27 protein-coding genes are annotated in these 26,419 nt (G+C 69.5%); 17 read left to right on the forward strand and 10 right to left on the reverse strand.

What is annotated here, in order from left to right; genetic code table 11:
- Positions 1-144: 144 nt before the first annotated feature.
- The 7 genes from ADK66_RS18810 to ADK66_RS18840 form a co-directional block, all read right to left on the reverse strand.
- Positions 145-444: a NifU family protein gene (locus tag ADK66_RS18810; RefSeq protein WP_053657143.1), complete on the reverse strand. Its 300-nt coding sequence runs from the start codon at positions 442-444 to the stop codon at positions 145-147.
- Entirely contained in the window at positions 434-1,474 is a 1,041-nt protein-coding gene (locus tag ADK66_RS18815) for an amidohydrolase family protein (protein ID WP_053657145.1), read from the reverse strand. Before ADK66_RS18815 ends, ADK66_RS18810 begins: the two co-directional genes overlap by 11 nt.
- A complete protein-coding gene (locus tag ADK66_RS18820; RefSeq protein ID WP_053657147.1) occupies positions 1,474-2,574 on the reverse strand; it encodes an ABC transporter permease in 1,101 nt (366 codons plus the stop codon). Before ADK66_RS18820 ends, ADK66_RS18815 begins: the two co-directional genes overlap by 1 nt.
- On the reverse strand, positions 2,571-3,350 hold the full coding sequence (locus ADK66_RS18825; RefSeq protein WP_053657149.1) for an ATP-binding cassette domain-containing protein: 780 nt from the start codon (positions 3,348-3,350) through the stop codon (positions 2,571-2,573). The genes ADK66_RS18820 and ADK66_RS18825 overlap by 4 nt, the downstream gene beginning before the upstream one ends.
- The gene (locus tag ADK66_RS18830; RefSeq protein WP_053657151.1) at positions 3,347-4,552 is read right to left on the reverse strand and encodes a substrate-binding domain-containing protein; all 1,206 of its coding nucleotides are present in this window, start codon (positions 4,550-4,552) and stop codon (positions 3,347-3,349) included. The genes ADK66_RS18825 and ADK66_RS18830 overlap by 4 nt, the downstream gene beginning before the upstream one ends.
- A 334-nt stretch (positions 4,553-4,886) precedes the next feature.
- Entirely contained in the window at positions 4,887-5,270 is a 384-nt protein-coding gene (locus tag ADK66_RS18835) for a metal-sulfur cluster assembly factor (RefSeq protein WP_053657153.1), read from the reverse strand.
- Positions 5,267-6,376: an amidohydrolase family protein gene (locus tag ADK66_RS18840; protein WP_053657154.1), complete on the reverse strand. Its 1,110-nt coding sequence runs from the start codon at positions 6,374-6,376 to the stop codon at positions 5,267-5,269. Before ADK66_RS18840 ends, ADK66_RS18835 begins: the two co-directional genes overlap by 4 nt.
- A 462-nt stretch (positions 6,377-6,838) precedes the next feature.
- On the opposite strand from ADK66_RS18840, the gene ADK66_RS18845 reads away from it, so the two are divergent.
- From ADK66_RS18845 to ADK66_RS18870, 6 genes are read left to right on the forward strand one after another with little or no spacing between them, the layout of a single operon-like run.
- Positions 6,839-7,576, forward strand: coding sequence for an ATP-binding cassette domain-containing protein (locus tag ADK66_RS18845; RefSeq protein WP_053657156.1), 738 nt, complete (start codon positions 6,839-6,841; stop codon positions 7,574-7,576).
- A 56-nt stretch (positions 7,577-7,632) separates the two neighbouring features.
- On the forward strand, positions 7,633-8,742 hold the full coding sequence (locus ADK66_RS18850) for a substrate-binding domain-containing protein (RefSeq protein WP_053657158.1): 1,110 nt from the start codon (positions 7,633-7,635) through the stop codon (positions 8,740-8,742).
- Positions 8,743-8,751: 9 nt separating this feature from the next.
- Positions 8,752-9,729 carry an ABC transporter permease gene (locus ADK66_RS18855; protein ID WP_053657160.1) on the forward strand — a complete coding sequence of 326 codons (978 nt, stop codon included), beginning with the start codon at positions 8,752-8,754 and terminating at the stop codon, positions 9,727-9,729.
- On the forward strand, positions 9,726-10,748 hold the full coding sequence (locus ADK66_RS18860) for an ABC transporter permease (protein ID WP_053657161.1): 1,023 nt from the start codon (positions 9,726-9,728) through the stop codon (positions 10,746-10,748). The genes ADK66_RS18855 and ADK66_RS18860 overlap by 4 nt, the downstream gene beginning before the upstream one ends.
- 46 nt (positions 10,749-10,794) lie before the next feature.
- Complete coding sequence (locus tag ADK66_RS18865; protein ID WP_053657162.1) at positions 10,795-12,000, forward strand: CaiB/BaiF CoA-transferase family protein; 1,206 nt, start codon at positions 10,795-10,797, stop codon at positions 11,998-12,000.
- A gap of 34 nt (positions 12,001-12,034) precedes the next feature.
- A complete protein-coding gene (locus ADK66_RS18870) occupies positions 12,035-12,454 on the forward strand; it encodes a heme-binding protein (RefSeq protein WP_053657163.1) in 420 nt (139 codons plus the stop codon).
- A 61-nt stretch (positions 12,455-12,515) separates the two neighbouring features.
- Here the strand turns inward: ADK66_RS18870 and ADK66_RS18875 are convergent, their stop codons facing one another.
- Positions 12,516-13,145, reverse strand: a complete 630-nt coding sequence (locus ADK66_RS18875) for an enoyl-CoA hydratase/isomerase family protein (RefSeq protein ID WP_053657164.1) — start codon at positions 13,143-13,145, stop codon at positions 12,516-12,518.
- 9 nt (positions 13,146-13,154) lie between these two features.
- On the reverse strand, positions 13,155-13,922 hold the full coding sequence (locus ADK66_RS18880) for an enoyl-CoA hydratase-related protein (RefSeq protein ID WP_053657165.1): 768 nt from the start codon (positions 13,920-13,922) through the stop codon (positions 13,155-13,157).
- Positions 13,923-14,154: 232 nt separating this feature from the next.
- On the opposite strand from ADK66_RS18880, the gene ADK66_RS18885 reads away from it, so the two are divergent.
- The 11 genes from ADK66_RS18885 to ADK66_RS18935 are packed head-to-tail and all read left to right on the forward strand — an operon-like array spanning position 14,155 to position 25,869.
- Positions 14,155-15,309 carry an acyl-CoA dehydrogenase family protein gene (locus ADK66_RS18885; protein ID WP_053657167.1) on the forward strand — a complete coding sequence of 385 codons (1,155 nt, stop codon included), beginning with the start codon at positions 14,155-14,157 and terminating at the stop codon, positions 15,307-15,309.
- Positions 15,306-16,139: a cyclase family protein gene (locus ADK66_RS18890; protein WP_053657169.1), complete on the forward strand. Its 834-nt coding sequence runs from the start codon at positions 15,306-15,308 to the stop codon at positions 16,137-16,139. The genes ADK66_RS18885 and ADK66_RS18890 overlap by 4 nt, the downstream gene beginning before the upstream one ends.
- Positions 16,136-16,780: a TetR/AcrR family transcriptional regulator gene (locus ADK66_RS18895; protein ID WP_053657170.1), complete on the forward strand. Its 645-nt coding sequence runs from the start codon at positions 16,136-16,138 to the stop codon at positions 16,778-16,780. The genes ADK66_RS18890 and ADK66_RS18895 overlap by 4 nt, the downstream gene beginning before the upstream one ends.
- Complete coding sequence (locus ADK66_RS18900) at positions 16,777-18,099, forward strand: phenylacetate--CoA ligase family protein (RefSeq protein WP_053657172.1); 1,323 nt, start codon at positions 16,777-16,779, stop codon at positions 18,097-18,099. The genes ADK66_RS18895 and ADK66_RS18900 overlap by 4 nt, the downstream gene beginning before the upstream one ends.
- A 12-nt stretch (positions 18,100-18,111) precedes the next feature.
- The gene (locus ADK66_RS18905) at positions 18,112-19,278 is read left to right on the forward strand and encodes a thiolase family protein (RefSeq protein WP_053657173.1); all 1,167 of its coding nucleotides are present in this window, start codon (positions 18,112-18,114) and stop codon (positions 19,276-19,278) included.
- Positions 19,275-20,675 (forward strand): 3-hydroxyacyl-CoA dehydrogenase NAD-binding domain-containing protein, encoded by a 1,401-nt coding sequence (locus ADK66_RS18910; protein ID WP_053657174.1) that lies wholly within the window; start codon positions 19,275-19,277, stop codon positions 20,673-20,675. Before ADK66_RS18905 ends, ADK66_RS18910 begins: the two co-directional genes overlap by 4 nt.
- A complete protein-coding gene (locus tag ADK66_RS18915) occupies positions 20,672-21,487 on the forward strand; it encodes an SDR family NAD(P)-dependent oxidoreductase (protein WP_053657176.1) in 816 nt (271 codons plus the stop codon). Before ADK66_RS18910 ends, ADK66_RS18915 begins: the two co-directional genes overlap by 4 nt.
- Positions 21,484-22,287 (forward strand): CoA transferase subunit A, encoded by an 804-nt coding sequence (locus tag ADK66_RS18920; RefSeq protein ID WP_053657179.1) that lies wholly within the window; start codon positions 21,484-21,486, stop codon positions 22,285-22,287. Before ADK66_RS18915 ends, ADK66_RS18920 begins: the two co-directional genes overlap by 4 nt.
- A complete protein-coding gene (locus ADK66_RS18925; protein WP_053657180.1) occupies positions 22,284-23,012 on the forward strand; it encodes a hypothetical protein in 729 nt (242 codons plus the stop codon). The genes ADK66_RS18920 and ADK66_RS18925 overlap by 4 nt, the downstream gene beginning before the upstream one ends.
- Positions 23,009-25,123 (forward strand): acyl-CoA dehydrogenase family protein, encoded by a 2,115-nt coding sequence (locus ADK66_RS18930; protein WP_053657182.1) that lies wholly within the window; start codon positions 23,009-23,011, stop codon positions 25,121-25,123. The genes ADK66_RS18925 and ADK66_RS18930 overlap by 4 nt, the downstream gene beginning before the upstream one ends.
- On the forward strand, positions 25,120-25,869 hold the full coding sequence (locus tag ADK66_RS18935) for an enoyl-CoA hydratase (protein WP_053657184.1): 750 nt from the start codon (positions 25,120-25,122) through the stop codon (positions 25,867-25,869). Before ADK66_RS18930 ends, ADK66_RS18935 begins: the two co-directional genes overlap by 4 nt.
- Before the next feature lie 57 nt (positions 25,870-25,926).
- On the opposite strand, the gene ADK66_RS18940 is transcribed toward ADK66_RS18935, so the two are convergent.
- A partial coding sequence (locus ADK66_RS18940) for a non-reducing end alpha-L-arabinofuranosidase family hydrolase (RefSeq protein ID WP_255353042.1) occupies positions 25,927-26,419 on the reverse strand: 493 nt, incomplete at its 5' end.

The raw sequence follows: 26,419 nt of genomic DNA on the forward strand, positions 1-26,419 counted from the left end.
GACTACCTCCTCAGAACGCGCCGGGGGCGCGCAGTTCGGTGAAACAGTCGGCCAGGCGCGGCACCTGGCGCACAACGTCGATCGAGTGCGCCCGTGACGGCCCCGCCGCCGGCACGCCGGCCAGCCTGCCCGTGCGGCAGGCCGTCATTCGGTGGATTCCGAGAGTCCGAACATCTTCTCGATGCGGGCCTCGGCGAACCGGGAGACCGCACCGTTACGGGTCACCGAGCGGACGCCCTCGATCTTCAGCAGCGTCGGGCGCACCAGCGAACCCATGGTCACCGGCGCGGACGGGCAGGCGGCGCACCGGCCGTGGAAGGTGACGTGCGCGTCGCCGTCGGCGTCGACGTCCACACTGATGCCGCCGCCGTGCGCCTCGACGAGCTGGCGCACCTTGCCGTCCAGGGCACGGTCGGCGGCACGGGTGGTCTTCTTAGCGCCCATTCTTGCGGTCCTTCTTCTTGACCTTCTTACCGCCCTTGCCGTACAGCTCCTTCTTCTTGGCTGCCACGTCGACGCCCAGCAGCCGGGCGAAGTTCAGGCCGAAGATCTTGGCCTTGACCTCGTCGGTGATCTCCGGATAGCCGTAGCCGTCCTGCAGGTCCTCGGGCATACGCATCTCGGCGAACAGGTCGATGTACGCCTGCACCTTCGGCCAGACGAACGCCTCCGAACCCCACAGCAGCCGGTCCGGCCCGACGTGCAGCAGGCACTTGCCGATGGCGTGCAGGGCGGCCCGTGGCGCCACCGGGTACTGGTTGATCCAGGCGGTCAGCGCGAGGTGGATGTTCTCGTACCGGGCGGCGATGTTGATGGTCTCGTTGATGAACGGTTCACCGAGGTGGTGCACGATGAAGTTCATCTCCGGAAAGTCCTGGGCAGCGCGCTCCAGGTCGAACGGGGCCAGGTCGGCGATGTGCTGGGTGTTGAACGCCAGTCCCTTGTGGAACTGCACGTTCGTCACACCGTGCTCCAACGCGGCCTCCCACAGCGGGTAGGCGACCTGCCGGTCGTCGATCTTCCAGGAGACTCCACCCGAGTGCGCCTGGTAGAACTTGAAGCTGGTGGCGCCCCATTCCTCGATCTGCCGGACCATTTCGGTCACCGCGCCGTACCGACCGTGGGTGATGGGGTCGACGCCGCCGCAGAACAGCACCCGATCCGGGTACGCCTCCTTGAGCTTGTAGTTGTTCTCCGCCGGCGAGAAGCCCAACTTCCAGCCTCCGTGGCTGGGCACGGTCTGGGCCATCGCGAGGTCGGTGTCGGACTCGTCGAACAGCAGCCGGTACGCGTCCTCGACGGAGAGTTCGCGCCCGGAGATGTCGTCGTACGGGTAGCCCGGCGCGGAGAACTTCTTGGCGTATTCGACGAGAGCATTAGTGGACTTCTTGCCACCGTGAGTGAAATCGATGTTCTCGTCGGTGAGCTTGTACATGTGGATCGCATTGTCGAAGACGAAATAGTCGTTCTTCATCAGGTGGTGCGTCCCTTCGATGCGGTGTCGTTCTCAAGTCGTTCGACGTGCCGGACCGCGAGTTGACGGCGGCGGCGGACGGACCAGGCGGCGACCGAGACACCGACGATGACGGCGAGACCGTTGAACACGCGCTCGATCCACGTCGCGGCACCCAGGTGTTGCAGGCCGGCGATGGTGAAGGTGATGAAGTACGCGGCGATCACTGTGCCGAGGATGTTGACCCGGCCCGGGCGCAGCACGGCGGCACCCAGGAAGGCCGCAGCGAACGCGGGCAGCAGGAACTGCTCGCCGACCGTGGGCTGGGCCGAGCCGACCCGCGACGCCAGCAGTACACCGGCGAGCGACGAGAGCACTGCGGCGCCGACAAACGCCCGGATGGTGTAACTGCGGACGTTGATTCCGGCGCGGGCGGCCCCGCGCAGGTTGCCGTCCATCGCGTACAGGCGCTGGCCGAAGGGCGTCCACACGACGATGAACTCCAGCAGCAGCACGAGGACCACGAGGTAGACCAGGGGCAGCGGGATGCCGGCCAGGTCGCCGCGGGCGATGCTGGTGAATGCCGGCGGCACGTTCTGGTAGAGCACCCGACCACTGGTGATCATGTAGAGCAGGCCCATCAGCAGGCTGCCGACCGCGAGCGTGGCGATGATCGAAGTCATGTCGAACTTCAGCACCAGCAGGCTGTTGAGCAGTCCGACAGCAACGCCGAGAGCGAGCACCGCCAGCAGCGCGAGCCATATCGGAACGCCGTGCACCGAGATCAGCCAGATGCTGACGCCCTGCGCCAGGCCCAGCATCGGGCCGACCGATGCGTCCAAATAGTGCGCCAGCAACGGCAGCGTGGCGGCCATCGCCACGATCACCGTCACCGTCTGGTTGACCAGGATCAACCGGAAGTTGGTGGTGGTGAAGTAGGTGTCCGGGGTGAGCGCCGAGAACACCGCGATCACGATGACGAGCATGCCGACGAGCCCGAACCGGCTGACTCCGCCGATGATCCGCTCACTGGTGCCGGCGCCGGACCGGTCGGCGTTCTGCCGGACGACCGTCCGTCCGGTCCCGCCAGACGGGGCGGGCGCCGTCGTGGATGTGCTCATCGGGTCGCCTCCCCCGCCGCCGCGAAGTCGCCGGCGACGATCAGTTGCACACAGCGCTCGACGTCCAACCCCTCGGTCCCGCCGTGATAGACGTTGCGGCCGCCCTTCATCACCAGCAGCCGGTCGGCCATCGACAGGATCTCGGGGATCCGATGGCTGATCACGATGACCGCGTAGCCCCGGTCGCGCAGCCGGCCGATCAGGGCGTTGACACCCGCCGACTCGGTGGTGCCCAGCGCGGCGGTCGGCTCATCCATCACCATGACGCGTGGCTCGTTCTCGGTGACCAGCGCGCGGGCGATGGCGACCATCTGCCGCTGCCCACCGGAGAGCCCCTCCACCAGCACGTTCATGTCGTGCAGGTCGATGCCGAGTTCTTCGAGCACCGCCCGGGTACGCCCCCGCATCGCCTTCTTGCGCAGGATCGGAACGCCGCGCACCCCGCCGGTCCACTCCCGGCCCAGAAAGACGTTCTCGACGATGCTCAGATTGTTGGAGAGCCCGAGATCCTGGTAGATCATCTCGATCCCGGCGGAACGGGCGTTGCCGATGGTGTGGGGCAGAAGCTCTCGACCCGCCACCTGAAGGCGACCGGAGTCCGGGGCCAGCGCGCCGCTGACCATGCTCATCAGTGTCGACTTGCCGGCGCCGTTGTCCCCGACGACGCCCAGGATCTCGCCCGGGCGCACGTCGAAGGAGACGTCGGTGACGGCCCGCACCCGACCGTACGACTTGCAAAGGCCGATCGCTTCGAGCACCGGTGCGGCCGTGCTCATTCGGCTGCGCTCCACATCTTCTCGTAACGCTCGGCGTAGTTCACGTAGCTGTTCCAGTCGACCTTGCCGTCCTTGGGGGCGTTGCTCTTGTCGAACACCGTCGCCGGGATGCCCTGCTCCGCGTCCGGCAACGCGGGCTGCCCAGCGGCGAGGCGACCCACCTGGTCGATCGCCGCGTAGGCGTTCCAGCCACGAATGGCGCCGAAGTCGGCGAGCTGGTCACCGGCGGCCACGCTGCCCAACCGCTCGGGCTCGGCGTTCTTGGATAGCACCTTGATGTCGTCCCGACCGGCGGCCTTGACCGCGGCGATGATCGACTCCACACCATTGCCGTACGGGGTGAGGATGTACTGCAGGTCCTTGCCGTGCCTCTGGATCAGCGAGGTCGTGATGTTCTGCATCTCGATCGGGTCGACGGCCTGCGCCAATGTGCGCTCGCGCACCTCCAGCAGTTGGCAGCCGGTGCAGCCGGCGAGCACGCGCTTGCTGGCGTTGAGCGCCTCGACCAGGTGCGGGTAGCCGACGTCCCAGAGGAAGACGACCTTCGCGGTGCCGTTGGAGTCGGCAACGGCCTTGGCCGCCTCCAACACCGCCTGGAAGGTCTCGCGGCTTGATACGTGCGCGTCGTAGCCGACCGCGCCGCCCTCGGCCACGGCCGATACGCCGACCACCGGGATCTTCGCCTTCTGCAGCTCGGCGATGCCGTCGGCGACCTGGTTCTCCGGGATCGCGACGGTGATGACGGCGGTGGGCTTGTTTGCCGCCGCGGTGGCGAGAGCCTTCTGGTAGCCCTCCGGGGAGCCCTGCCCGTCCAGGATCTCGGCAGTCCAGCCGAGCTTCTCTGCGATGACGCTGGCCCGCTTGCCGACCTCCTCGCACGAGGTGCCGATCTTGCAGACGATGATGTTCAACTTGCCGTTCGCCGGCGGCTTGACCGATGTCGTCGGCCCGGACCACTCCTTGTAGACCTTGATCTTGTCGAGGGTGATGTCGGCTTCCTTGCCCTCGAAATAGAGCATGCCGCCAGTGCCGGCCTCGATCAGGGTGCGGGCCATCTGCGTGTATTCGTCGTTGACGGCGGCGGGGGTGGAGGAGGCCATGCTGTCACCACCCGATCCGCACGCGGCGGTGGTGAGAGCGAGGGCCGCTGCGAGCACGACGGTGATGGTGCGGAACCGGAGAGCTCTGGGGGTGTTGGTCACGGTGCTACTCCCTGAGTGGGTCGCAGACGTCGGGGGACGGTGAGTCGGCGCATAGGGGGGTGAGGGGACCGAGTTCAGCGCGAGGTTTTGCCTCAGGTTGCATGCAATCGCAGTTCAACACGATCAACATCCGCAGTCAATAGTTCACGATGTTGAAACATAGTCCCTGTTAGAGCCTGCGAAATCGGCCTCAAGAGCGAAGGAGGGCGCAACCCCGCAGGGAACGAATTGCATTTTTTAGGTCGCTACGCCGCTCCAGCTCGATGGCTGGCTCAGCTGCGGCGCGTCGGCCGGACGTCTGGCCGGGACGCTCCCGCGCGGTCCCGACCGATCGTCAGAGGGCGACGGCCGCCGGCGCGGACCGCCCGATCCGCAGGATGGCCTTGCCCTCGTCGGTCATCATCGCCTCGGACCAGTCGGTGCTGTCACCCCAGTTGACATCGACATCGTCGATCTCGGGCACCAGCTGGCCGATCTCCTGCTTCACGCTCTGCTCGAAGAACGGCGTGTACATGCAGAACGGCCCCGTAGTGATCAGGTCCACCGTCGCGCGCAACCGCCCGTCGGACGCCCGCTCCACAAGGATGTCCCGAACCAGGCCCATGTCCACGATTCCCAGCCGCCGGCCCACCCCGAGACTGCACGGGTCATACACCTTGTTGCACGCCTGGCGCAGACGCGGCTCCAGGCCGGCCAGGCCTACCTCGCCGGCGTTCATGCGCTCAACCGCTCGCGGTGCAGCCCCCAGGGCCGGGGCTCGTGGGCGACGTACTCGGCCCGGCGTCGGCTGAGCTCGTCCCCTGACACCTTCGACCGCACCTCGGCCTCGGTGAGGCCGTGCAACCGCAGGGCGTTGCCGCCCAGCAGCTTGCCGAGCAGTTCCGGGGTGAACTCCGGGAATCCCCAGCCGTCCACCAGGTCCCGAGGCATCTCGAAGTTCACGAGCGCGTCGATGATCGGCTGGGGGTGCGCGGATGGCACGCCGGTCGCGAACATGATCCGGTCGGTCCCGCCGTGCATCATGAGCATTCCGACGATCTCGGCGAACCGGCGCGGCTTGCGCACGACCATGTTCGACACCGATTCGATGGTCGCCCAAATGTTGCTGTGTGTACGCAGTTGCAGCGCGCAGTCCTCCAGGAACGCCCAGCCGCTGTGCACCACCTCGAACGTCAGGTCCGGGAAGGCGATCGCGGCACAGGTCACGTCGTCGACGTGGTTCAGCACCCGCGGGCCGGCGCCGGCCGGCACCGCCTTGTGCGCACCGATGTGGTGGATGCCGAGGTCGAGAGCCTTCTGCAGGAAGGGAAACGCCAGCTCCCGGTCGTCCAGCAGCATCAGCTTCGACGAGTTCACCGTCGGGTCGATCACCCCATTGGTCGGGTAGAACTTGAACCCGTCGATGTCGTCCTCTTCGGCGCGCTGCTGCATGAGGTCGAGTTCGGCCGACCCACGCAGTGGGTCCACCGGGGCGAAGAGCAACACCCGGTCCGGGTGCCGCCGCTTCAGCTCGCGGCCGAGCTCGTACGGCGACGCGCCGCCGTCGAAGAATCCATCGATCTCGACCCCGTGATAGACCATGACGTCGACGGCGCTCTCCACGAACACGATGTCCGCGAGTTCCTCAGCCGTCCAGCCGGCGGTGAACTCGTCGCGTGTCATGAGGTAGTTGTGCGTCGGCGATTCAACCGACGTGTGGCCGATGCGGTACAGCGCGTTCACCATGCCGTCGTACGCGGCCTGCGAGCAGTGCGGCGCCCGGTTCTCGGGGCGGAAGTCGTACCCGTGGACCACTCCGTCCACGACGACCCTGTCGTTGATCATGTCGCTTCCGTTCTCTGTCGATAGCCCGAGTCCACCTCGACCGTCGGGGGCGGCACGGTGGGTGGACACGGCCTTGCCGCGCTGGCCTCCCAGCCCGCCGGAGCGTGTGACCGGGACCACCATCGGGCTGCGAATGTACACAACATAGGGGCGCGCTTCCCATGGGTCAAGAAGATCCTCGACCTACCGCCAGGGAGCCAGCCCTACCTCGATGCAGGGCTTTCACCTCGGGAAGTTCTGGTTTTAACGGCCCTTAAACGGGTGAATGCCGCACCGTTTCGGCACCAGCGGAGACGGCGGCGACATCTGCCCGACACAAATCCTTGACAGGTATTGCATACATTGCTTGACTCTCTCGCCATGACAGAGCAGGCAGCAGCCGCCCCTGAAATCGGGGGCGCAGAGCGCCGCCGGGACGGTGTCCGGTCCCCCTCCGCGACACCGGTCCTGCAGGCGCGCAGCATGGCTCGCAGCTTCGGAGCCGTGCGGGCCCTACGCGACGCGTCGATAACGCTGCGCCGGGGTGAGGTCATGGCGTTGATGGGCGACAACGGTGCCGGCAAGTCCACATTGGTGAAGACTCTCGCCGGCGTGGTGGCGCCGGACTCCGGCGAACTCCTCATCGACGGTGAGCCCCGCCGATTCGCCGGCCCGGCCGACGCCCTCGACGCCGGCATCGAGACCGTCTACCAGGACCTGTCGCTCATCAACTCGATGAGCGCCGCCGAGAACGTCTTCCTGGGCCGCGAGCCGTTGGGCCGGGATCCCGTGTCGCGGTTGCTGCGCCTGGTTGACCGCCGTGCCATGGCTGCGGAGACCAAGAAGGCCATCGACCGGATCGGTGCCCGGCTACCGTCCCTCTCCGCGCACGTGTCGGCGATGTCGGGCGGACAACGCCAGGCCCTGGCCGTCGCGCGCGCCACCATGTGGGGCCGCAACATCGTGATGCTCGACGAACCGACGGCGGCGCTCGGCGTCACCGAGTCCGAGCATGTCCTGGAGATCATCACGGCGCTCAAGCAGCAGGACATCGCCGTACTGATGATCTCCCACAACCTCGAACACGTCTTCAAGGTCGCCGACCGCATCACGGTCATGCGACAAGGGCGCACGGTAGGCGAACTCGTCACCGCCGACGCCACATCCGGCGACATCGTCGCCCTGATCACCGGGGCGACACCTGCCGCGGCTCCTTCCTGACGTATGGCACGGACGGCAGCTGCCGAAACAAACATCCATCCAAGAAAGGTCAACGAGTGAGACTCAGATCCTTCGCCGGTCTGGCGCTGGTAGTCGCGCTGGGCATGTCGGCGGCGGCCTGCTCGACTGAAGGGGCGACACCGTCGGCCCCGACAGAGGGCAAGGCCCTTGACGCCAAGGACGTCCGAATTGGATTCGCCAACTTCGCCGAGCCGGCCAGCCCGGTCCTGAAGGCGATCGACGTCGGCATGCGCAAGGAGGCCGAGAAGCGGGGATGGGAGATTCTCGTCCTCAACAATGACCGGGACGGTCCGACGGCGGTCGCGAACGCGGAGACGATGGTCTCCCGCGGGGTCACCCACGTCGTCGAGTTCCAGGGCGACGGCAAGGTCGGCCCACAGATCATGGACATCTTCAACAAGGCCGGAGTCCCGGTCATCGCCATCGACATCGCCCACCCGGGTGCCCACTTCTTCGGGATCAACAACGTCGAGTCCGGGCGGCTGTCCGGCCGGGCCGGCGGCAACTACGCGAAGGAGAAGTGGGGGTGCAAGCCGGACCTCGTCACCGTCCTGGAGAACGAGGAGTCGGGTGACGTGGCGCTACTGCGCACCGAGGGCATCCTCAAGGGACTCAACGAGGTCTGCCCGGACCTGGGTGACGCCATCACACGACGCAACTCGCCGACCACCCCGGACGGCGCCCAGGGCGTCGCGCGGGACATCCTGGTGTCCAAGCCCAACGCGAAGAAGATCCTCGCGCTCGGCGGCAACGACAACATGATCATCGGCACGATCAACGCCGCCGAGCAGCTCGGTCGTGCCGGCGACGTGTACGGATACGGACTCGGCGCGGACCTCATGCTGTTCGGGGTCGACACACCCGGCCTCGGCGGGTCGACGGCGTTCTGGTACGAGGGCTACGCGAAGCAGATCTACACGATCCTCGACCGGATGGTCGGCGGCGAGAAGATCCCGGTGATCGACTCCCCGAAGGACCCGAAGGCCCTGTTCAACCCGGTGTGCGCCTTCCCGAAGGACGCCGTGCCGTCGATCCCCCCGCTGGAGGAACGGATCACGGCGCTCTACGCGAACGACGCCCCGAAGAAGTCTGCCGCCGAGCAGTACTGCCCCGCGGGTTCCGAGACGTACGGACTCAACGAGTGAGCAACTGACATGTCTGTGTCTGCCCCGGAGGCAGCCGTCGAGCGGAGCACGGGCCTCTCCGTGCTCCGCCGGCACGGCTCCACAATCGCCCTCGCGGCCCTGTGGCTGGCCCTCGTGCTGGCCACCGCCGCGAAGTCGTCGGCCTTCCTGTCCCATCAGACCGTCATCGCCGTCGCCTTCAACATGGCGTTCGTCGGCATCCTGGTCGTCGGCGTTAGCGTGGTCATGCTCAGCGGCGCCGAGTTCGACCTGTCCGTCGGCGTAACCGCGGTCGCTGCGGCTCTGATCGCCGCCCAACTCCTGACCGACGGCATGTCGTTCGCCGTGGTGCTGGTGGCGGTCCTGGTGTTCGGCACGCTGATCGGAGTGCTGAACGCGACCCTGATCGTCAAGGTGAAGATCCACCCCATCGTCGCCACACTCGGCACGATGTTCCTGGTCAGCGGCACCACTCGGCTGTTCATCGAGTTCGTGCCGATCCCGCGTAGCAGCTTCCTGCGCCAGCAGATCTCAGGCAACGTGTTCGGCGTTCCGCGGGTCTTCTGGATCATGCTCGTGCTGCTCGTCATCACCGGGTTCGTTGTCGACCGGACCCGCCTCGGCCGGCACATCGTCGCGATCGGTGGCAACCAGCAGGCCGCTCTCGTACGCGGGTTGCGTCCCGGCCGGATCCAGGCTGGAGCGCTCGTGTTCTGCGGGCTCATCGCCGGCGTCGCCGGGCTGGCACTCGCGTCCCAGGGTGACATCGTCCAGTCCACCCTGACCCCGGGTACCGAGTTCCGGGTGATCTCCATCCTGCTGTTGGGCGGGATGGCGCTCACCGGCGGGCGAGGCAACTTCGTCGGCGTCTTCGCCGCCCTGCTGCTGCTCAGCACGCTTCCCACCGCCATCGTCACCTGGGGGGTCTCCTCCAGTTGGCAGCCGGTCGTCGAGGGCCTCGTGCTCGCCGTCGCGCTCGCCGTCAATTCCGTGAGGAGTGCGAGATGAGGACCACCCGCCCCGAGGCTGGATGGGCCGTCCTGCTGAAGCGTCCGTCCGCCGCCAGCGTGCTGCTCTTCGTGATCGCCGTGGTCACCGCGGTGAGCTTCGCGCCCGAATTCCTGTCCCGCGCCAACATCTCCAGCATGCTCGGCGACATGCTCGCCCCGGCGATCATCCTGCTCGCCGCAAGCCTGGCGATGACCGGTGGCGTCGCCGACCTGAGCGTGGGATCGGTGCTGGGCCTCAGCGCCGTCGTGTACGCCACCGTCTACAGCAGTTCGGGGTCGTGGCAGATCGGCGTGCTGGCCGCTCTCGGCGTCGGCCTGCTGGCCGGGCTGGCGAACGGCAGCCTCGCGCTGATCTTCGGGGTCTGGCCGCTGATCGCCACGCTGGGCATGCTGGTGGCCGCCCGCGGTCTGGCGAAGGTGATCAGCGACGGCAGTTCGGTTGCCGCGTACACCCCGGACCTCAGCACCGTCCTCAAGACGACCATCGGCCCGCTGCCGGTGCCCATCCTGATCGTGCTGGGGCTCGCGCTCGCCAGCAGCGCGATGCTGCGCCGGTCCCGCTGGGGCAACCACCTGCGCGCCTCCGGTGGCGACGAGGTCGTCGCCACCCGGGCGGGCATCCGCGCCCCCCGGATCCAGCTGGCCCTGTTCATGCTGACAAGCACGGCCGCGGCCGTCGCCGGCTGCATCCAGGTGATGCGCACCGGTGCCTCGGCGATCACCCTCGGCGAGGGAACCGAGTTGTACGTCTACGGAGCGCTGCTGATCGCCGGCTTCCGGCTGGCCGGCGGCGGGCACGGAAGCCCGCTGACGGCCTTCCTGAGCCTGCTCTCACTGAGCATCGTGCTGAACATCTTCCGGCTGCGCGGAATGCCGCTGCCACTCGGCGACATCCTGCTCGGCGTCACGTTGCTGGGTGCTGTGTCGCTGGGTTGGATCCGCGAGCGGATGGAACGACGCTCACCCGAGCCCGAGCCCGAGCCCGATGCGCAGCCCCAGGCCGCCGTGGCTGCCTGAGCCACCGCATTACCGACGAGAAGAACCACGAGAGAACAGGGACGACATGAACGACTACGCCCGCGGTCCGCTGTCCGGCTTACGCGTGATCGAAGCCGGGGTGTTGCTGGCCGGTCCGTTCTGCGGTCAGATTCTCGGTGACCTCGGTGCCGATGTGATCAAACTGGAGGAGCCGGGCAAGGGCGACCCGATGCGCGAGTGGGGGCGCGAACGTCCGTACGGCAAGTCGCTGTGGTTTCCCGTGGTGGGGCGCAACAAGCGCTCGGTCACCCTCAACCTCCGGGTCCCCGAGGGCCAGGAGGTGCTGCGCCGGCTGGTCGCCGACTCCGACGTCTTCGTCGAGAACTTCCGGCCCGGAACGCTCGAACGGTGGGGCGTCGGCCCGGACGTCCTGTGGGAGATCAACCCGCGGCTCGTGATCGTGCGCGTGTCGGCGTACGGCCAGTCCGGGCCGTACGCCGGCCGGGCCGGTTACGGGTCCATCGGTGAGGCGATGGGCGGCATCCGCTACACCACCGGCGACCCCGACTCGCTGCCCAGCCGGGTCGGCATCAGCATCGGAGACTCCCTCGCCGGCACTTTCGCGGCGGTCGGCGCGATGGGCGCGCTGCGGGTCGCGGAGGCGACCGGTCGGGGGCAGATCGTCGACAGCGCGATCTACGAGTCGGTGCTCGCGCTGATGGAGTCGCTGATTCCGGAGTACGCGCTGGGCGGCTACATCCGCGAGCGTACCGGCTCGATCCTGCCGAATATCGCACCCAGCAACGTGTATGTCGCCGCCGGCGGCGACATGGTGGTGATCGCTGCCAACCAGGACACCGTCTTCCGCCGCCTGGCCGAGACGATGGCACAGCCGGAGCTGGCAACCGACCCGCGATTCGCCACTCACACGGCACGTGGCCGGCACCAGTGTGAGTTGGACGAACTGATCGCGGCCTGGAGCGTCAAGTTCACCGCTGACGAGTTGTTGGAACTGCTGCACGGCAACGGGGTGCCCGCTGGCCGGATCTTCACGGCCAAGGAGATGCTCTCCGACCCGCACTACGTCGCACGCGAGGCGATCGTCCGGTTGGACCACCCCGACTTCGGCGAGTTCCCCATGCAGAACGTCGTGCCGAAGCTGACCGCGACGCCCGGCGGGATCCGTGGCGTAGGACCCGAACTGGGTCAGCACACCGACGAGGTACTCCACGACATCGGCGGATTCGACGGCGAGGAGATCTCCCGCCTGCGGGCCTCCGGAGTCGTCTGAGTGCCTCTGCCACCACCCTATGAAAGGACCATCGATGAACAACTACAGGAAGAACTCGATCACGGTCGGCGCCGCCCAGCGGGTCGTCGCCGCCGCGATCACCAAGGCGGAGCAGGTCGGCCTGCCGTGCGTCATCGCCGTCGTGGACGAGAGCGGCGTGCTGAAGGCGTTCGCCCGCATGGACGGCGCAGCGCTGCTGTCCGTGCAGGTGGCCCAGGACAAGGCGTACACGGCGGCCGGCTTCGGCATGCCGACGGACGGGTGGTACGACTTCATCAAGGACGACGGCCCGCTGTCCACCGGCGCTCCTTCCGGCATCGACCGGCTGGTCGTCTTCGGTGGCGGCTTCCCGATCACCGAGGACGGCACCGTGATCGGTGGCATCGGGGTGAGCGGCGGGCACTACAGCCAGGACATGGAGGTCGCGCGGGCCGGACTCGATGCCCTTGTGTGATCCCGGCGCAACACGCGCCCGCACGAGGCCGAGGACGAGAGGTCCCCGGCCTCGTGCCGGTTCATTCGACGCCGGCCAGCCAGGACTCGTAGTCCAGAGCGGCGGTCAGGTCCGGCTGGCTCCGGCTGCGCAGTGCGCGGGCGAGCGCCGATGCCGTTCCGGCGCCGACCGCAGCCACCTGTCCGGCCAGTACGGTGCCGGCCTGCGGGTCGGCCGAGACCGACCCGACCAGGCCACGATGCAGTGCCTCGTCCGCGGTGAGGGTGACGCCGGTCCAGGCCAGGTGCGCCAGCACCCCGGTGCCCGCCACGCCCGCGAGCAACTGCCCGACGCCACCGGCCAGGAACGCGGCCGGCGGACCGGCGGCGAAGGTCGCGGTGGGCGTCGCGACCCGCAGATCCGCGGCGAGCGCCAAGCCGAGCCCGAGGCCGCGTACCGCGCCGGTCAGATGAACGATGACCGGTCCGGGTGCGGCGTGCATCCGCAGTACGAGGTCGTGCAGTTGCCCCCGCACCACCGACTGGGCGAGGTCGTCGGGTTCATGGCACCAGGCGTCGCCCTCGACACGGATCAGCAGCGGCTGCCCCGGCGTACGGGCGTGTTGCCTGAGGGCGGCTGCCAGGGCTGCGCGGACTTGCGGGCCGAGTCGTTCGCCGGCACCGGGGTCTCCGGCCTCGTATACCTGCACCACGTGCCTCTCCTATCGGCCGGTGAAATGGGCGGGACGCTTCTGCAGGAACGCGTCGATGCCCTCGATGTGGTCGTCGGTGGACAGCAGCGTCAGCAGCAGCGACCGCTCGTGTGCCAGGCTGGCGGTCAGACCGACCTCTTCGGACGCACGCAGCGCCTGCTTGCCCAGGCGGGCCGCGATCGGGCTGCGCGCGGCCACCGAGCTGGCCAGCGCGATGCCGGCCTCGACCACCCGTTCGGCCGGCACCACCTGGTTGACCACGCCCATCCGCTGCGCGGTCCAGGCGTCCACGAGGCGACCGTCGAGGACCAGTTCGGCGGCCCGGAAGCGGCCGGCGACCCGAGCCCAGCGTTGGGTCCCACCGGCGCCGGGGATGATGCCCAGATTGATTTCGGGCTGGCCGAGCACGGCGGAGTCGGCCGCGACGATGAGGTCACACGTGAGGGCGAGCTCGCACCCGCCACCCAGGACGTAGCCGGCCACCGCCGCCACCGCGGGCTTGCCGAAACGGGCGAACCGATTCCAGCACTCCAGTCGCTCGGAGAGCAGGTACTGCGCGGGCGACGTGCGGCGAAGTTCCCGCACATCGGCGCCGGAGGCGAACAGTCGCGGACCGCCGGTCAGCACCAACGCACGGACCTGCGGGTCGGACTCCGCGCGGTCCATCGCCGCGACGAGGCCGTGCAGGACGTCGGTGCTGAGTGCGTTGCGCGTCTCGGCCCGGTCGATCGTGGCGACTGCGACCACGCCGTTCACCGCGTAGCCAACGGGTTCCACGGATCACCTCCCTGTCATCTGGGAAAGCAGAACAACATACTCTTCGGTATGTCGTCAAGAATTCGACGAGCACGATGGAAAGACAGGTTCTGCAAGCGATGCTGGCCTCTGAGACGTCCTTGACAAGATCGCCTGTGATCCAATTAGTATCTCGACATACTCGGCGGTATGGAGCGAGGGTGACGAGGGCGCGGGACGGCCCCGGGGCCACACGACAACTGGGAGGCACCACGTGTCCGTGATCTGGGAGCCACGCCTGGACGACGAGGGCCGCCACTGGCGCGACCTCGCCCGGGACGTCGCGGCGCGTGACTTCGCGCCGCTCGTCGAGGAACTCGACCGCGAACAGCGCTATCCGTGGGAGAGCGTGCGGGTGCTTGTCGAGCAGGGCCTCGCCGGACTTCTGGTCGAGCGGGAGCACGGCGGACAGGGCGCCTCGTTCGTGACCACCTGCGCGGTCATCGAGGAGGTTTCTCGGACCTGCCCGTCCACCGGCGCCATCCTCACCGCGTACGCCCTCGGTGCCACCCCACTGACGCTGGCCGGCACCGCCGAGCAGCGCGAACGCTACCTGGGCGGTTTGGCGAAGGGCGCGGCGATCAGCTTCGCGTTGACGGAGGAGGGTGCCGGCAGCGACGCCGCCCGGATCCGCACCACGGCCGAACGCGAGGGCGCGGGTTGGCGCATCCGTGGCGAGAAGATCTACATCGGCAACGGCGGGGCCTCGCAGTACTACGTGGTCTTCGCGCTGACCGACCCGCAGGCGGGCACCCGAGGCATCACCGCCTTCCTCGTCGACAAGGACGCCGACGGCGTCACTATCGACCGGTACGAGGACAAGATGGGCATCCGAGGGACGCTCACCAGCAATCTCAAACTCGACACGTGGGTGCCGGACGGCGATCTGCTGGGCGAGCTCAACCGGGGCATGCGTCTGGCCATGCAGACCCTCTCCGCCGGGCGGATCAGCGTCGCGGCGCAGTCCCTCGGTGTCGCGCTGGCCGGCTTCGACGTCGCGTCCCGGGAAGCGACCCGGCGGGAGACCTTCGGCCGGGCGATCATCGACAACCAGGGCATCTCGTTCCCACTCGCGGACGTCGCCACCGGCATCACCGCCGCCCGGATGATCACTTTCGAGGCTGCCCGGGTGCACCAGGAGGGCGGCGACGTCAGCACCCTCGGCGCGATGGCCAAGCTGTACGCCAGCGAGGTCGCACACCGGTCGGTGGACACGGCGGTTCAGGTCTTCGGCGGCGACGGCTTCTGCAAGCCGTGTCCCGCCGAGCGGCTCTACCGGGACCAGCGGATCCTGGAGATCTACGAGGGCACGTCGGAGATCCAGCGGCTGGTGCTCGGCCGAGCGATCAAGGCATCGGTGGCGGCGTGAGCGCGTCCTGGCAGCTGACCGTCGACTGGCCGTCCTTCACCGACGCCCGGGTGTTCGACCTGGCGCAGCAGATGTACACCGGCATCCCGCACCATCCGAACCATCCGCCGTACAGCTTCACCCTGACGAAGCGGCACGGCGAGGTGATGTATCCGGACGGCGTATCGGCGGCAGCCGAGATGATCACCACGGGTGGGCATGTGGGTACCCACGTCGACGGCCTCGCCCACGTCTCCCGGCTCGGCAAGGTCTACGGGGGCGTGGACATCACCGCCAACCAGTCCTACGCCGGCGGCGTAACGGACGTGTCCGTACACGAGTTGGCGCCGCTGTTGGCACCCGGGCACCTTGTGGACGCGACCGTAGCCCTCGACCGGGCGCTGACCCCCGCCGACGCCGTCGGGGCGGACCTGTTCGAGAGCTGGTTCGCCAACCGAGCACGGCCCCGTCCCGGCGACGTCGTGCTGGTGCGCACCGGCTGGGACGAGAAGTGGGCCGACAACGCCGCCTACCTCGGCGTCAACTCCGGTGCTCCGGGCGTGGATCTGAGCGGTGCGCGCTGGCTCACCGACCACGGGGTGGTCGCGGCCGGGGCGGACACCATCGCGTTCGAGCACATGCCCAGCCCGGCCCTGGCGGTGCACTGCCACCTGCTGGTCGACAACGGTGTGCTGATCATGGAGGCGATGAACCTCGCGGCCCTGTCCGCCGCGCAGGTGTGGGACTTCTTCTTCATCGCCACCCCGCTGTCCATCCGGGGCGGCACCGGCTCGCCGATCCGCCCGCTCGCCGTCGCCCCACAGACCACCGCGCCGGAGCCGGCCCGATGAGCGGCGACGACAACGAGGCGGCCGCCGTCCGGACCACGGCGCCCGGCCGGCGCGACATCCTGGAGGCCGCGGCGACCGCCTTCACCCGCGGCGGGTACACCGCCACCACCATCGACGACATCGCCCGCGAGATGGGCGCCACCAAGGGCCGCGTCTACCACTACTACCGGGCCAAGGCGGACGTCTTCCTCGACATCGTCACCACAGGCATGCAGGAACTGATCGACGGGGTCCAGCCCATCGCCGGCAACACGGACCTGGACCCGGCCACCCGGCTCTGGCGGATGGCACACCACCACGCCGGGCTGATGATGACCCGGAACTCGTTCCAGCGGGTCGCCATGCGCGCTGTCGAGATGCGCCGGCTCGGCGAGGCACCCGCACAGCAGCAGGCTCTGGAGACCGTCGTCGCGATGCGCGACCGCTACGAACAGCTGTTCGCCGACGTGATCGACGAGGGTCGGCAGGCGGGGGTGTTCCGCGACGTCGACAGCCGGCTGGCCACCAAGCCGCTCCTCGGCGCTCTCAACTGGATCAGCCTCTGGTACGACCCGCAACGCGGCGACTACAACACCCGGCAACGTGTCGCGGACGAGTACGCCGACTTCATCCTCGGCGGACTGCGAAGGAGCCCGCGATGACCAAGCCGTTCTCGGAACGCTACTGGCACGAGGTCGAGACATGGCCGCGCGAGCGCCTCGCCGAGCTCCAGCTCACCCGACTGCGGGAGCAGCTGTCCTACGTGTACGCGAACAGCGCCTTCTACCGGACCAGGTGGGACGAGCTCGGCTTTCACCCCCGGGACGTACGCGAGCTGGCCGACCTGCGCCGACTCCCCCTGGTCGACAAGGCCGACTACGTCGCCGACCTGGCGGCCGACCCGCCGTGGGGCACCGCAGTCGCCGCACCCGTGGCCGACCGCCGGCGGGTGCACTTCTCCTCCGGCACCACGTCCAGTCCGACGCCGGTGCTGTGGACCGCGTACGACCTGGACCGGTGGGCCGACCTGTACGCCCGGTCCGCGTACAGCCAAGGTGTGCGGGACACCGACGTGTACCAGTGCCTGTTCAGCTTCGCCTGGTTCGTCGGCGGGCTCGGCGTGACCGCCGGCTACCAGCGAATCGGCGTGACACTGCTGCCGGGCGGCTCCAGCGACACCCAGCGCCAGATCGACACGATCTTCCAGTACGGGACGACCGCTGTCGGCGGCACGCCGTCGTTCATGCTGCACCTCGCCGAGACGGCCGAGCGCGCCGGAACCCCGCTGCGCGACTCGCCGGTCCGGCGGATCCAGGTCGGCGGCGAGCCGGGTGCCGGGGTGCCGGCCACCCGCGCCCACATCGAGGAGCGCTGGGGCGCGAAGTGCTTCGACGGCTACGGCAGTCTGGAGTTCCAGCCGATCGCCTGGGAGTGCGAGGAGCAGGCCGGCGGCCACCTCGCGGAAGATTTCGCGTACGCCGAGGTGCTCGACCCGCAGACGCACGAGCCGGTGCCCGACGGCACGCCGGGCCTGTTGGTGCTCACCCACCTGGACAAGAGGGCGACCCCGCTGGTCCGTTGGGCCACGGGTGACATCGTGGTGCGCGACAGCACGGCGTGCCCGTGCGGGCGTACCCTCGCCCGTCTGCCCGGCGGCGTCGTCGGCCGGGCGGACGACATGCTCGTGGTACGCGGGGTGAACCTGTTTCCCTCCGCTGTCGAGCAGGTGGTGCGCGCCACCCCCGGCACCGCCGGCGAATACCTGATCGTGCTCGACGACGACGTCACCGACCCGGTCACCGGCTACCTCACCGGCATCAAGCTGCGCGTCGAGGCGACCCGCGACAGTCCGGAGCTCGCCGGGAAGCTGGCCGATGCCGTCCGTGCCGCGCTGACCGTACGCGCGGTCGTGGAGACCGTTCCCGAGGGGACGCTGCCCCGCAGCACCCACAAGAGCAAGCGCGTCGTCCGCGCCGACTAGGAGGTTCCGTCCATGGGTAGGGAAGCATTTCTGGTCGGTGCCGTGCGTACGCCCCACGGCCGGTACGGCGGTTCGCTGCGCGACATGCGGGTGGTACGGCTGGGAGGGTTGGCCGGTGCCGCCGCGCTGGAACGCGCCGGTGTCGCCGCGGACGTGGTGGACGAGACGGTGGTGTCCAACTGTCGACAGGCGGGCAACGGCCCCAACCCGGGGCGGCAGATCTCGCTCGCGGCCGGTGTTGCCGTGCGGGTGCCGGCGCAGACCATCAACATGGCCTGCGCGTCCGGGCTCAAGGCGATCCAGCTCGCCCACCAGTCGGTGCTCACCGGCGAGGCCGACGTGGCGTTGACGGTGGCGGCCGAGAGCATGAGCACGATGCCGTACATCGCCCCGTACAACCTGCGGTGGGAGGGCGTGCGGCGCGGCGACATCCTGCTCCAGGACGGTTGGCGTGACGGCGGCACCGACCCGATCTGCGGGATGAACATGGGCGAGACGGCCGAGAAGGTGGCTCGCGAGTTCGGCGTCTCCCGCACCGACCAGGACGCCTGGTCGGCGCGCAGCCACCAGCGGCTGGTCCGGGCGTGGGAGTCGGGCGCGATGGCCGACGAGGTGGTGGCGCTCGATGAGTTGGACCGGGACGAGACGTTCCGCACCGACAGCACACCGGAGCGGCTGGCCCGGCTCAAGCCGTCCTTCGTCGACGGCGGCACGGTGACGGCGGGAAACGCCAGCCAGATGGCCGACGGCGCCGCCGCGGTCGTGGTTGCCAGCGGCGATGCCGTCCGGCGGCACGGGCTGAGCCCGCTGGGGCGGATCGTCGGCTTCGCGGCGGTCGGCGTGGACCCGACGATGATGGGCATCGGGCCGACGGCCGCGATCCCGCTGGCGCTCGAACGCGCCGGCCTCAGCGTTGCCGACATCGACCTGTTCGAGATCAACGAGGCGTTCGCGGCGCAGATCGTGCAGAACGTGCGGGCGTTGAGCCTCGACGAGGAGAGGGTGAACGTCAACGGCGGCGGAATCGCTCTCGGCCACCCCACCGGCCAGAGCGGCGCCCGGCTTGTCGTTTCGCTGCTGCACGAACTCGCCCGTCGCGACGCCCGGTACGGCGTGGCGAGCCTGTGCGTCGGTGGTGGGCAGGGCATCGCCGCCGTGATCGAGCGGGTGACCCGGTGATCGCCGTCGTCGTCGGCCTCGGGCCGATGGGTCGGGGCATCGCCCAGGTCCTCGCCGAGGCCGGGCACAGCGTCCGCGTTGTCGACGCCACCGCCGAACTGGGTCAATCCGGCCTGGAGCGGATCCGCGCCGACGGCGGCACCGGCGACATCACGGCCGCCGCCGACGTCGAGTCCGCTCTCGCCGACGCCGAGGTGCTGATCGAGGCGATCGTGGAGAACATGGACGCGAAGCGCGAACTGCTCGCCCGGGTCGCCGCCGCCGGTGGACCGGACCTGCTCGTCGCGTCCAACACCTCGTCGCTGAGCGTCAACGAGATGGGCCGGGCGTTCGGCGCGCCGGAACGTCTGATCGGGCTGCACTTCTTCAATCCACCCACCCGGATGCGCCTGGTCGAGGTGATCGTCGGCGCGGCCACCAGCGACGCCACCGTGAAGCGATCGATGTCCCTGGTCGAGTCGCTGGGCAAGAGCGCCGTGGTGTGCCGGGATTCGCCGAACTTCATCGTCAACCGGGTGTGCCGGCCGCTCTACTACGAGGCGCAACTGCTCGTCGCGCAGGGCGTCGAGCCGGCCGTGGTGGACGCGGCCGCCCGGGGCGGGCTCGGCCACCCGATGGGGCCGCTGCAACTGTTGGACTTCACCGGCCTGCACACCCACCTGGCGTCGTCGGAAACCGCGCTGCGCGAGTTCGGCGATCCCCGTTACCGGCCCATCCCCCAGGTCCGTGGCCTGGTCCGCGCCGGCATGACCGGCAAGGCCGCCGGGCGCGGATTCTACGACTACGCCGTTGAGTCGCCCCGGGACGCCAACACCCGGGTCCTGAGACAGCCGGGGCCGGCCGGCGGGTCGACGGTACGGGTGCTCACCTGCGGCGCGCCCACCGCGTCGCTGGTGGCTGAGCTCAACCGGCTGGCCGAGGCGGGCGACACCGTGCTGGATAGCTCGGACGGCGGTTGGCTGTCGGTGGTGCCCGACGGCGTCGGCTGGGTCCGGCTGCACCAGCGCGCCGACGGTGCCGCGTTCGCCGAGGTCGTCGAGGACGAGACGGCCCGCGTTGCCGTTCCCGGTTTCGTCGACCAACTCCTGGATCACCTCCAGGCCCCCTCGGTGCGGGTGCCGGCGCTGCCCGGCCTGGTCGTCGACCGGCTCGCCTACTGCATGGTCAACGAGGCGGTCACAGTGGTCGAGGAGGGCACCGCCACCGCCGAGGATGTCGACGTCGCGCTACGGCTGGCGATGGGCCACCCCCGCGGGCCGTTCGAGTCCCTCCGGTCGGCCGGCGCGAGCGCGGTGTACCAGGCCCTGCTGTCGCTGACCGAGGCGTTCGGCGACCCGCGCTACCGGCCGGCGCAGCTGCTGCGCCGGCAGGCGCTCGGCGAGGCGCGTACCCGATGAGCGCAACCCCGACCGCCGACGCGCAGGTGCTGCGCGCGGATGCCCTCGCCGGGCAGCACGCGATCGTCACCGGCGCCGGCAGCGGCATCGGCCGGGCCGTCGCCGTGCGCCTGGTCGCGCTCGGCGCCCACGTCACCGGGCTCGGCCGGCACGCCGACACCCTCGCCGGCACCGCCGAACTCGCCACCGGCGGCGGCCACTACGAGTACGCCGTCTGCGACGTACGCGACCACGACCTGGCCGCCGCTACGCTCGCCGAGGCGGGCGATCAGCGCGGCGTCGACCTGCTGGTGAACAACGCCGGAGGGCAGTTCTACGCACCGGCGACCGAGATATCGGCGGGCGGCTGGGCGGCCGTCGTCGACCTCAACCTGACCAGCGTCTTCCACCTGACCAAGGCCGCGTACCCGTACCTGAAGCGTGCCCGCGGCAGCGTCGTCAACCTCTCGCTCTCCGGTGTGGAGCGCGGTACGCAGGGCATGGCGCACTCGGCCGCGGCCCGTGCGGGGGTACTCGGGCTGACCCGGACCCTGGCTCTGGAGTGGGCCGCCGACGGAATCCGGCTCAACTGCCTCGGGCCTGGCACGGTCCTCACCTCCGCGCTCGACGACGAGGAGTCCCGGCACCTCCTGGACAACCTGGTGAACCGGGGCACCCCGCTGCGCAGGCCCACCCGCGCCGACGAGGTGGCCGAACTGGTGGCGTTCCTGGCCAGCCCGGCCGCCGCCATGATGACCGGCCAGCTCATCCAGATCGACGGAGGCGCCCACCTCGGCGCCGGACTGCACATGCTGCCGGAGGCGTACCGGTGAAGAAGCGCACCCTGGCCGCCGCCGTTGCCGAGTACGTGCGCCCCGGCCAGCGGGTCTACCTGGGCAATTTCGGCGCGCAACTGTTCAGCGTCGGCCACGAGATGATCCGCCAACGGGCACACGACGTGCACGCGGTGATCGCCTCCGGCGGGCTGCTGATGGACCAACTGCTGGGTGCCGGCGTGCTGAGCTCGGCCACCTACGGCCACTGCTGGAGCCCGGTCGGCCCGGCGCCGGCCTGGAACTTCCGGCGGAACGCACAGTCCGGCGACAACACGGTCGAGCTGCACGAATTGAGCCTCGGGTTGCTCACCGCCGCCCTCACGGCCGGTGCCTGGCGGGTGCCGTTCATGCCGGTGCCGGACCTGCCGGGCACCGGCTACCTGGACGAGGACTGGAGCCGTGGCCGTCTGTCCACCGCGGAGTCGGAGTTCGGGTCGGCCCGGGTGGTACGTGCCGAGCGGCCGGACGTCGCGTTCGTGCACGTCGACCTGGCCGACTCCGACGGCAACGGGGTGCTGCGCGGCCCGCTGGGCGAGGTGCTCGTCGCGGCCCAGGCGGCCCGACGGACGGTGCTCGTCGCCGAGCAGGTCGCCGACGCGGAGACAGTACGCGCCGCCGGAATCAGCATCCCCGGCCTCCTGGTCGACGCGCTGGTCGAGTCACCGGGCGCGGTCCACCCGGACGGCGTGGCCGGCCGCTACCCGCGCGACGTCGAGGCGTACCAACGCTATTCCGAGCGGTCGGCCACTGTGGACGGCTTCGAGCAGTGGCTGGCCGAGGAGGTGTTCCGCACATGACGACAGTGGATTTCCTGGCCCGGGCGGCACGCGAGTTCCGGCGCGGCGGCTGGGTGTTCACCGGCTTCCACTGGCCGGTGCTCGCCGGCCAGTGCGCGTACGCGCTCGACGGTGAACCGTTCACCCAGGTCTTCGAGGCGGGTGCCAGCGTCCACTCGGCCGGCGCGGACGTGCCGACCAGCACCACTGACTACCCGGCGTACGCCAACGGCTTCGGCTGGCTGGGAAGTACCGCCGATGTGCTGCTGGCGATGGGGCACCGGTTCGACCGGGTGGTGCTCGACGCCAGCAACGTCGACCTGCGCGGCCGGATCAACTCGTCCTATGTGGGGCCACGGCAGCGGCCCACGGTGCGACTACCCGGTGGGGGCGGCGCCGCCGACATCGCGGCGGCCGCGCGGGAGCTGGTGCTGCTGCACGGCGGGCAGGACGTACGCCGGATCGTGCGGACCGTCGAGCACGTGACGGCCGCTCCCGCGCCGGACGCGCTGGTCCGGCTGCACACCCGGTGGGGCGTTGTCCGGCTCGGCGCCGACCCTCGGCTCGAAGAGATCACCGCGGACGCCGCAGCGTTCCGCGCACACCTGGCCGGGCTCGGCGTACCCACCGACGGCGCGGTGACCCGCACGCCGGTCACCGCCGACGAACGCGCTGCGGCCACCGATGTGCTGCGCAGGGCCGCCGAACGCGGCTACTGGGTGGCGAAAGAGACGGACGACCGATGACTGACAACGATCTGGGTGAACTGCGCCGGCAGGTACGCGAGTTGGTGCGGCAGTGGCACGACGACAAGAAGTTCAGCGGGGTCTGCGACGCGTGGCTGCGGTCGTACGATGCCGACTTCAGTCGGGCGTTGGCGGGGCAGGGCTGGATCGGCATCACCTGGCCACGCGAATACGGTGGTCAGGCCCGCTCGAACCGGCACCGGTTGGTGGTCACCGAGGAGCTGCTGCGCGCCGGCGCGCCGGTTGCCGCGCACTGGATCGCGGACCGGCAGATCGGCCCGGCCATCCTGCGGTACGGCTCACCCGAGCTGCGCAGCCGGTATCTGCCGGGGATCGCCAGCGGCGCTGTGACGTTCTGCCTGGGCATGAGCGAGACCGAATCGGGCAGTGACCTCGCCTCGGTACGCACCACCGCCCGCCCGGACGGTGAAGGCTGGCGGCTCAACGGTGGCAAGATCTGGACGAGCCACGCGCACCGCTCGACACACGCGTACGTGTTGTGCCGCACCGACACCGATGCCAGCAGACACGACGGTCTGAGCGAGCTGATCGTGGACATGGCGGCGCCTGGTGTCACCGTCCGACCGATCGTCGACCTGCGGGGCGAGCACCATTTCAACGAAGTCATCTTCGACGACGTGTACGTGCCCGGCGACCATGTGCTGGGCACGGTCGGCAACGGCTGGACGCAGGTCACCGAGCAACTCTCGTTCGAGCGTGGCGGGATGGAACGGGTGCTCAGCACGTACCCCCTGCTGGCCGCGACGATCGACGCGTGCGCGACCCGCCGGGACGCGGACGCTGAGCTGGGCGAGGCCCTCGCCCGGCTGGCGGGGCTGCGGGGGTTGGCCTGGCGCATCGCGGGCGACCTCGACGACGGGCAGGCTCCGGTGCACGCCGCCGCTGTGCTCAAGGACCTGGGCACCGAGTTCGAGCGGGAGGTCAACGAGATCGCCCGCACGGTCCTGGACGTCGAACCCGACCCCGACGCCGACGGCCCTGCCGGGCTGCTGGCCCAGGGGCTGCTGGCCGCGCCCGGCTTCTCCATTCGTGGCGGCACCACCGAGGTGCTGCGCACCATCATCGCCAAGGGCGTCGCCCGACCCGCGCCCCGTGCCGGCGACGACCTTCGCGACCTTGCCGACGATGTCCTACGCGGGCACGGTGGCGACCCGGACGGCGTGCCCGCGCTGTGGTCGACGGTGCGCGAGCTGGGCTGGGCCGGCGTGTCCGTGCCGGAAAAGGCTGGCGGCTCGGGCGGTACGCTCACCGACCTGGCGGCGTTCGCGCAGGGGTTGGGTCGGCACGGTGTCGCCCTGCCCCTGGTGGAGACCGCACTGGCCGGCCGGCAGTTCGCCGCGGCCGGTCGTGGCCTGCCAGATGGCGTCGCCACAGTGGTCATCGGTGCGGGACTCGCGGTGACGGATGGACGGCTGCGCGGCACGGCGACCCGGGTGCCGTGGGCCAGCGCTGCGCGGACCCTGCTGGTGTATTCGGGAGACGACGCGTTCGTCGTCCCCACCGATCTCCCCGGTGTACGCGTCACACCGGGCCGGAACCTGGCGGCCGAGCCCCGCGACGACGTCGAGTTCGACGTGGCGGTAACCGACGAGATCCGGCTGACCGGCGCCGCACCTGCACAGGCCGTACGCGCGGAGGCCGCCTTGCTGACGGCGGCGGGGCTCGTCGGCGCGCTGGAGGCGGCCATGGAGCACACCCGCCAGCACGTGACGACCCGGGAGCAGTTCGGACGACCACTGCTCGCGTTCCAGGCCGTCGGGCAGACCTTGGCGCAGATGACGGCACACACCATGCTGGCCCGCACCGCGCTGACAGCGGCCCTCGCCGACCCGGCCCCCTTGAACGTGGCCACCGCCCGGGTGCTCGCCGGCCGGGCAGCCACGCTCGTGGCACGGGGTGCGCACCAACTGCACGGAGCGATGGGCGTCACCCGCGAGCACCCGCTGCACCTGTCCACCCGCCGGCTCTGGGCCTGGCGCGACGAGAACGGCACCCAACAGTCGTGGGCCGAGACGCTCGGGGCGGCGCTGGTGCCACTCGGCAGCGCCGGCGTCTGGTCCTGGCTCACCCTCCAGGAGGTTTCATCGTGAGCAAGGTTGACCTGAACAACACCGACGGACGCTGGACGCTCACGCTGAACGATCCGGGCCGGCGCAACGCCATCGACAGCGAGATGCGCGACGCGCTGCGCGACGCGGTGGCCGAGGTGACTGCCGACCGGCACGCCCGCACGCTTGTCATCACCGGCGCGGGGACGGCGTTCTGCTCGGGCGCCGACCTGCCCGCCATGTTCGGTGAGTCGGGCCGGTCGGTGCAGGAGATTCGCGCCGACCTGCACCGCATCTACGACAGCTTCCTGCGGGTCCGGGAGTTGCCGATCCCCACCATCGCGGCGGTGCAGGGGCCGGCGGTTGGTGCCGGCCTGAACCTGGCGATGGCCTGCGACACACGGATCGTCGGCCCGAAGGCGAAACTGGTGGCGTCGTTCACGAAGATCGGCCTGCACCCCGGCGGCGGCTGCACCTGGTTCCTCACCAAGGCGCTCGGCCCGGAACGTGCCCTGCAGATTCTGCTCGACGGTGGCGCCCTGGACGGTGCCGAGGCGGTACGGCTCGGCCTCGCCGCGACCCTGGCCGACGATCCAGTGGCCGCGGCACATGAGCGCGCGGAGCGCTGGGCGGCGCTCGACCCGGCGCTGGCCCGCGACATCAAGACATCGGTACGCACCGCCGACCGGTCCGATTTCGCGGCCAGCCTGGAGTTCGAGGCGTGGGCGCAGGCGTCCTCGGCAACTGGCCCGGCTATTCAGGACGCGGTCGCGAAGTTCCGCCGCTGAGCACGAAGGGCGGGCCCGGTGTGGCACCGAGCCCGCCCGTTGTTCGGCTGTGTCCGGTCAGCGTTGCAGGGTCAGCAGGCCCGGACGGTACGGCAGCAGACCATAGTCACCACCGGAGTTCGGCGAGCGGCCCTGGTACAGCAGTTGCAGGTTGCACGGATCCACCGTCATCGTCTGATCGGCGCTGGTCCGCAACAACTCACCATGGCTGATGTCATTGGTCCACGTCGCACCACTGTTGGCCTTACCCGCGAACGGGTTGCTCTCCGTGGCCGCCTGCGGCGTCCACGACCCACCCAAACTGGTGGCCGTGAACGACCGGAAGTAACGACCCTGCGACCCGATCGCCTCCACGATCATCAGATACCGGCTCTGACCCTGAAGCTTGTAGACCTGCACCGCCTCGAACAGGTTGTTCGTGGTATCACTCATGATCGTCGTGTAGTTCGACCCGAAACTGCCCGGGAAGTTCCCGATCGGCATACTCGCCCGATAGATCTTGCCGTTGTCCCCGGCGAAGAACAGATACATGTTCTGATCGTCACCGATC

It is taken from the genome of Micromonospora sp. NRRL B-16802 (genome assembly GCF_001279555.1).
GTDB classification, from domain to species: Bacteria; Actinomycetota; Actinomycetes; order Mycobacteriales; family Micromonosporaceae; genus Micromonospora; species Micromonospora profundi.

What these genes read in the sequence shown, in the direction of transcription:
- ADK66_RS18810 (WP_053657143.1), bottom strand. Translation starts at nt 444, where the DNA reads ATGGGCGCTAAGAAGACCACCCGTGCCGCCGACCGTGCCCTGGACGGC.
- ADK66_RS18815 (WP_053657145.1), bottom strand. Translation starts at nt 1,474, where the DNA reads ATGAAGAACGACTATTTCGTCTTCGACAATGCGATCCACATGTACAAG.
- ADK66_RS18820 (WP_053657147.1), bottom strand. Translation starts at nt 2,574, where the DNA reads ATGAGCACATCCACGACGGCGCCCGCCCCGTCTGGCGGGACCGGACGG.
- ADK66_RS18825 (WP_053657149.1), bottom strand. Translation starts at nt 3,350, where the DNA reads ATGAGCACGGCCGCACCGGTGCTCGAAGCGATCGGCCTTTGCAAGTCG.
- ADK66_RS18835 (WP_053657153.1), bottom strand. Translation starts at nt 5,270, where the DNA reads ATGAACGCCGGCGAGGTAGGCCTGGCCGGCCTGGAGCCGCGTCTGCGC.
- ADK66_RS18840 (WP_053657154.1), bottom strand. Translation starts at nt 6,376, where the DNA reads ATGATCAACGACAGGGTCGTCGTGGACGGAGTGGTCCACGGGTACGAC.
- ADK66_RS18845 (WP_053657156.1), top strand. Translation starts at nt 6,839, where the DNA reads ATGGCTCGCAGCTTCGGAGCCGTGCGGGCCCTACGCGACGCGTCGATA.
- ADK66_RS18855 (WP_053657160.1), top strand. Translation starts at nt 8,752, where the DNA reads ATGTCTGTGTCTGCCCCGGAGGCAGCCGTCGAGCGGAGCACGGGCCTC.
- ADK66_RS18860 (WP_053657161.1), top strand. Translation starts at nt 9,726, where the DNA reads ATGAGGACCACCCGCCCCGAGGCTGGATGGGCCGTCCTGCTGAAGCGT.
- ADK66_RS18865 (WP_053657162.1), top strand. Translation starts at nt 10,795, where the DNA reads ATGAACGACTACGCCCGCGGTCCGCTGTCCGGCTTACGCGTGATCGAA.
- ADK66_RS18870 (WP_053657163.1), top strand. Translation starts at nt 12,035, where the DNA reads ATGAACAACTACAGGAAGAACTCGATCACGGTCGGCGCCGCCCAGCGG.
- ADK66_RS18895 (WP_053657170.1), top strand. Translation starts at nt 16,136, where the DNA reads ATGAGCGGCGACGACAACGAGGCGGCCGCCGTCCGGACCACGGCGCCC.
- ADK66_RS18900 (WP_053657172.1), top strand. Translation starts at nt 16,777, where the DNA reads ATGACCAAGCCGTTCTCGGAACGCTACTGGCACGAGGTCGAGACATGG.
- ADK66_RS18905 (WP_053657173.1), top strand. Translation starts at nt 18,112, where the DNA reads ATGGGTAGGGAAGCATTTCTGGTCGGTGCCGTGCGTACGCCCCACGGC.
- ADK66_RS18915 (WP_053657176.1), top strand. Translation starts at nt 20,672, where the DNA reads ATGAGCGCAACCCCGACCGCCGACGCGCAGGTGCTGCGCGCGGATGCC.
- ADK66_RS18925 (WP_053657180.1), top strand. Translation starts at nt 22,284, where the DNA reads ATGACGACAGTGGATTTCCTGGCCCGGGCGGCACGCGAGTTCCGGCGC.
- ADK66_RS18930 (WP_053657182.1), top strand. Translation starts at nt 23,009, where the DNA reads ATGACTGACAACGATCTGGGTGAACTGCGCCGGCAGGTACGCGAGTTG.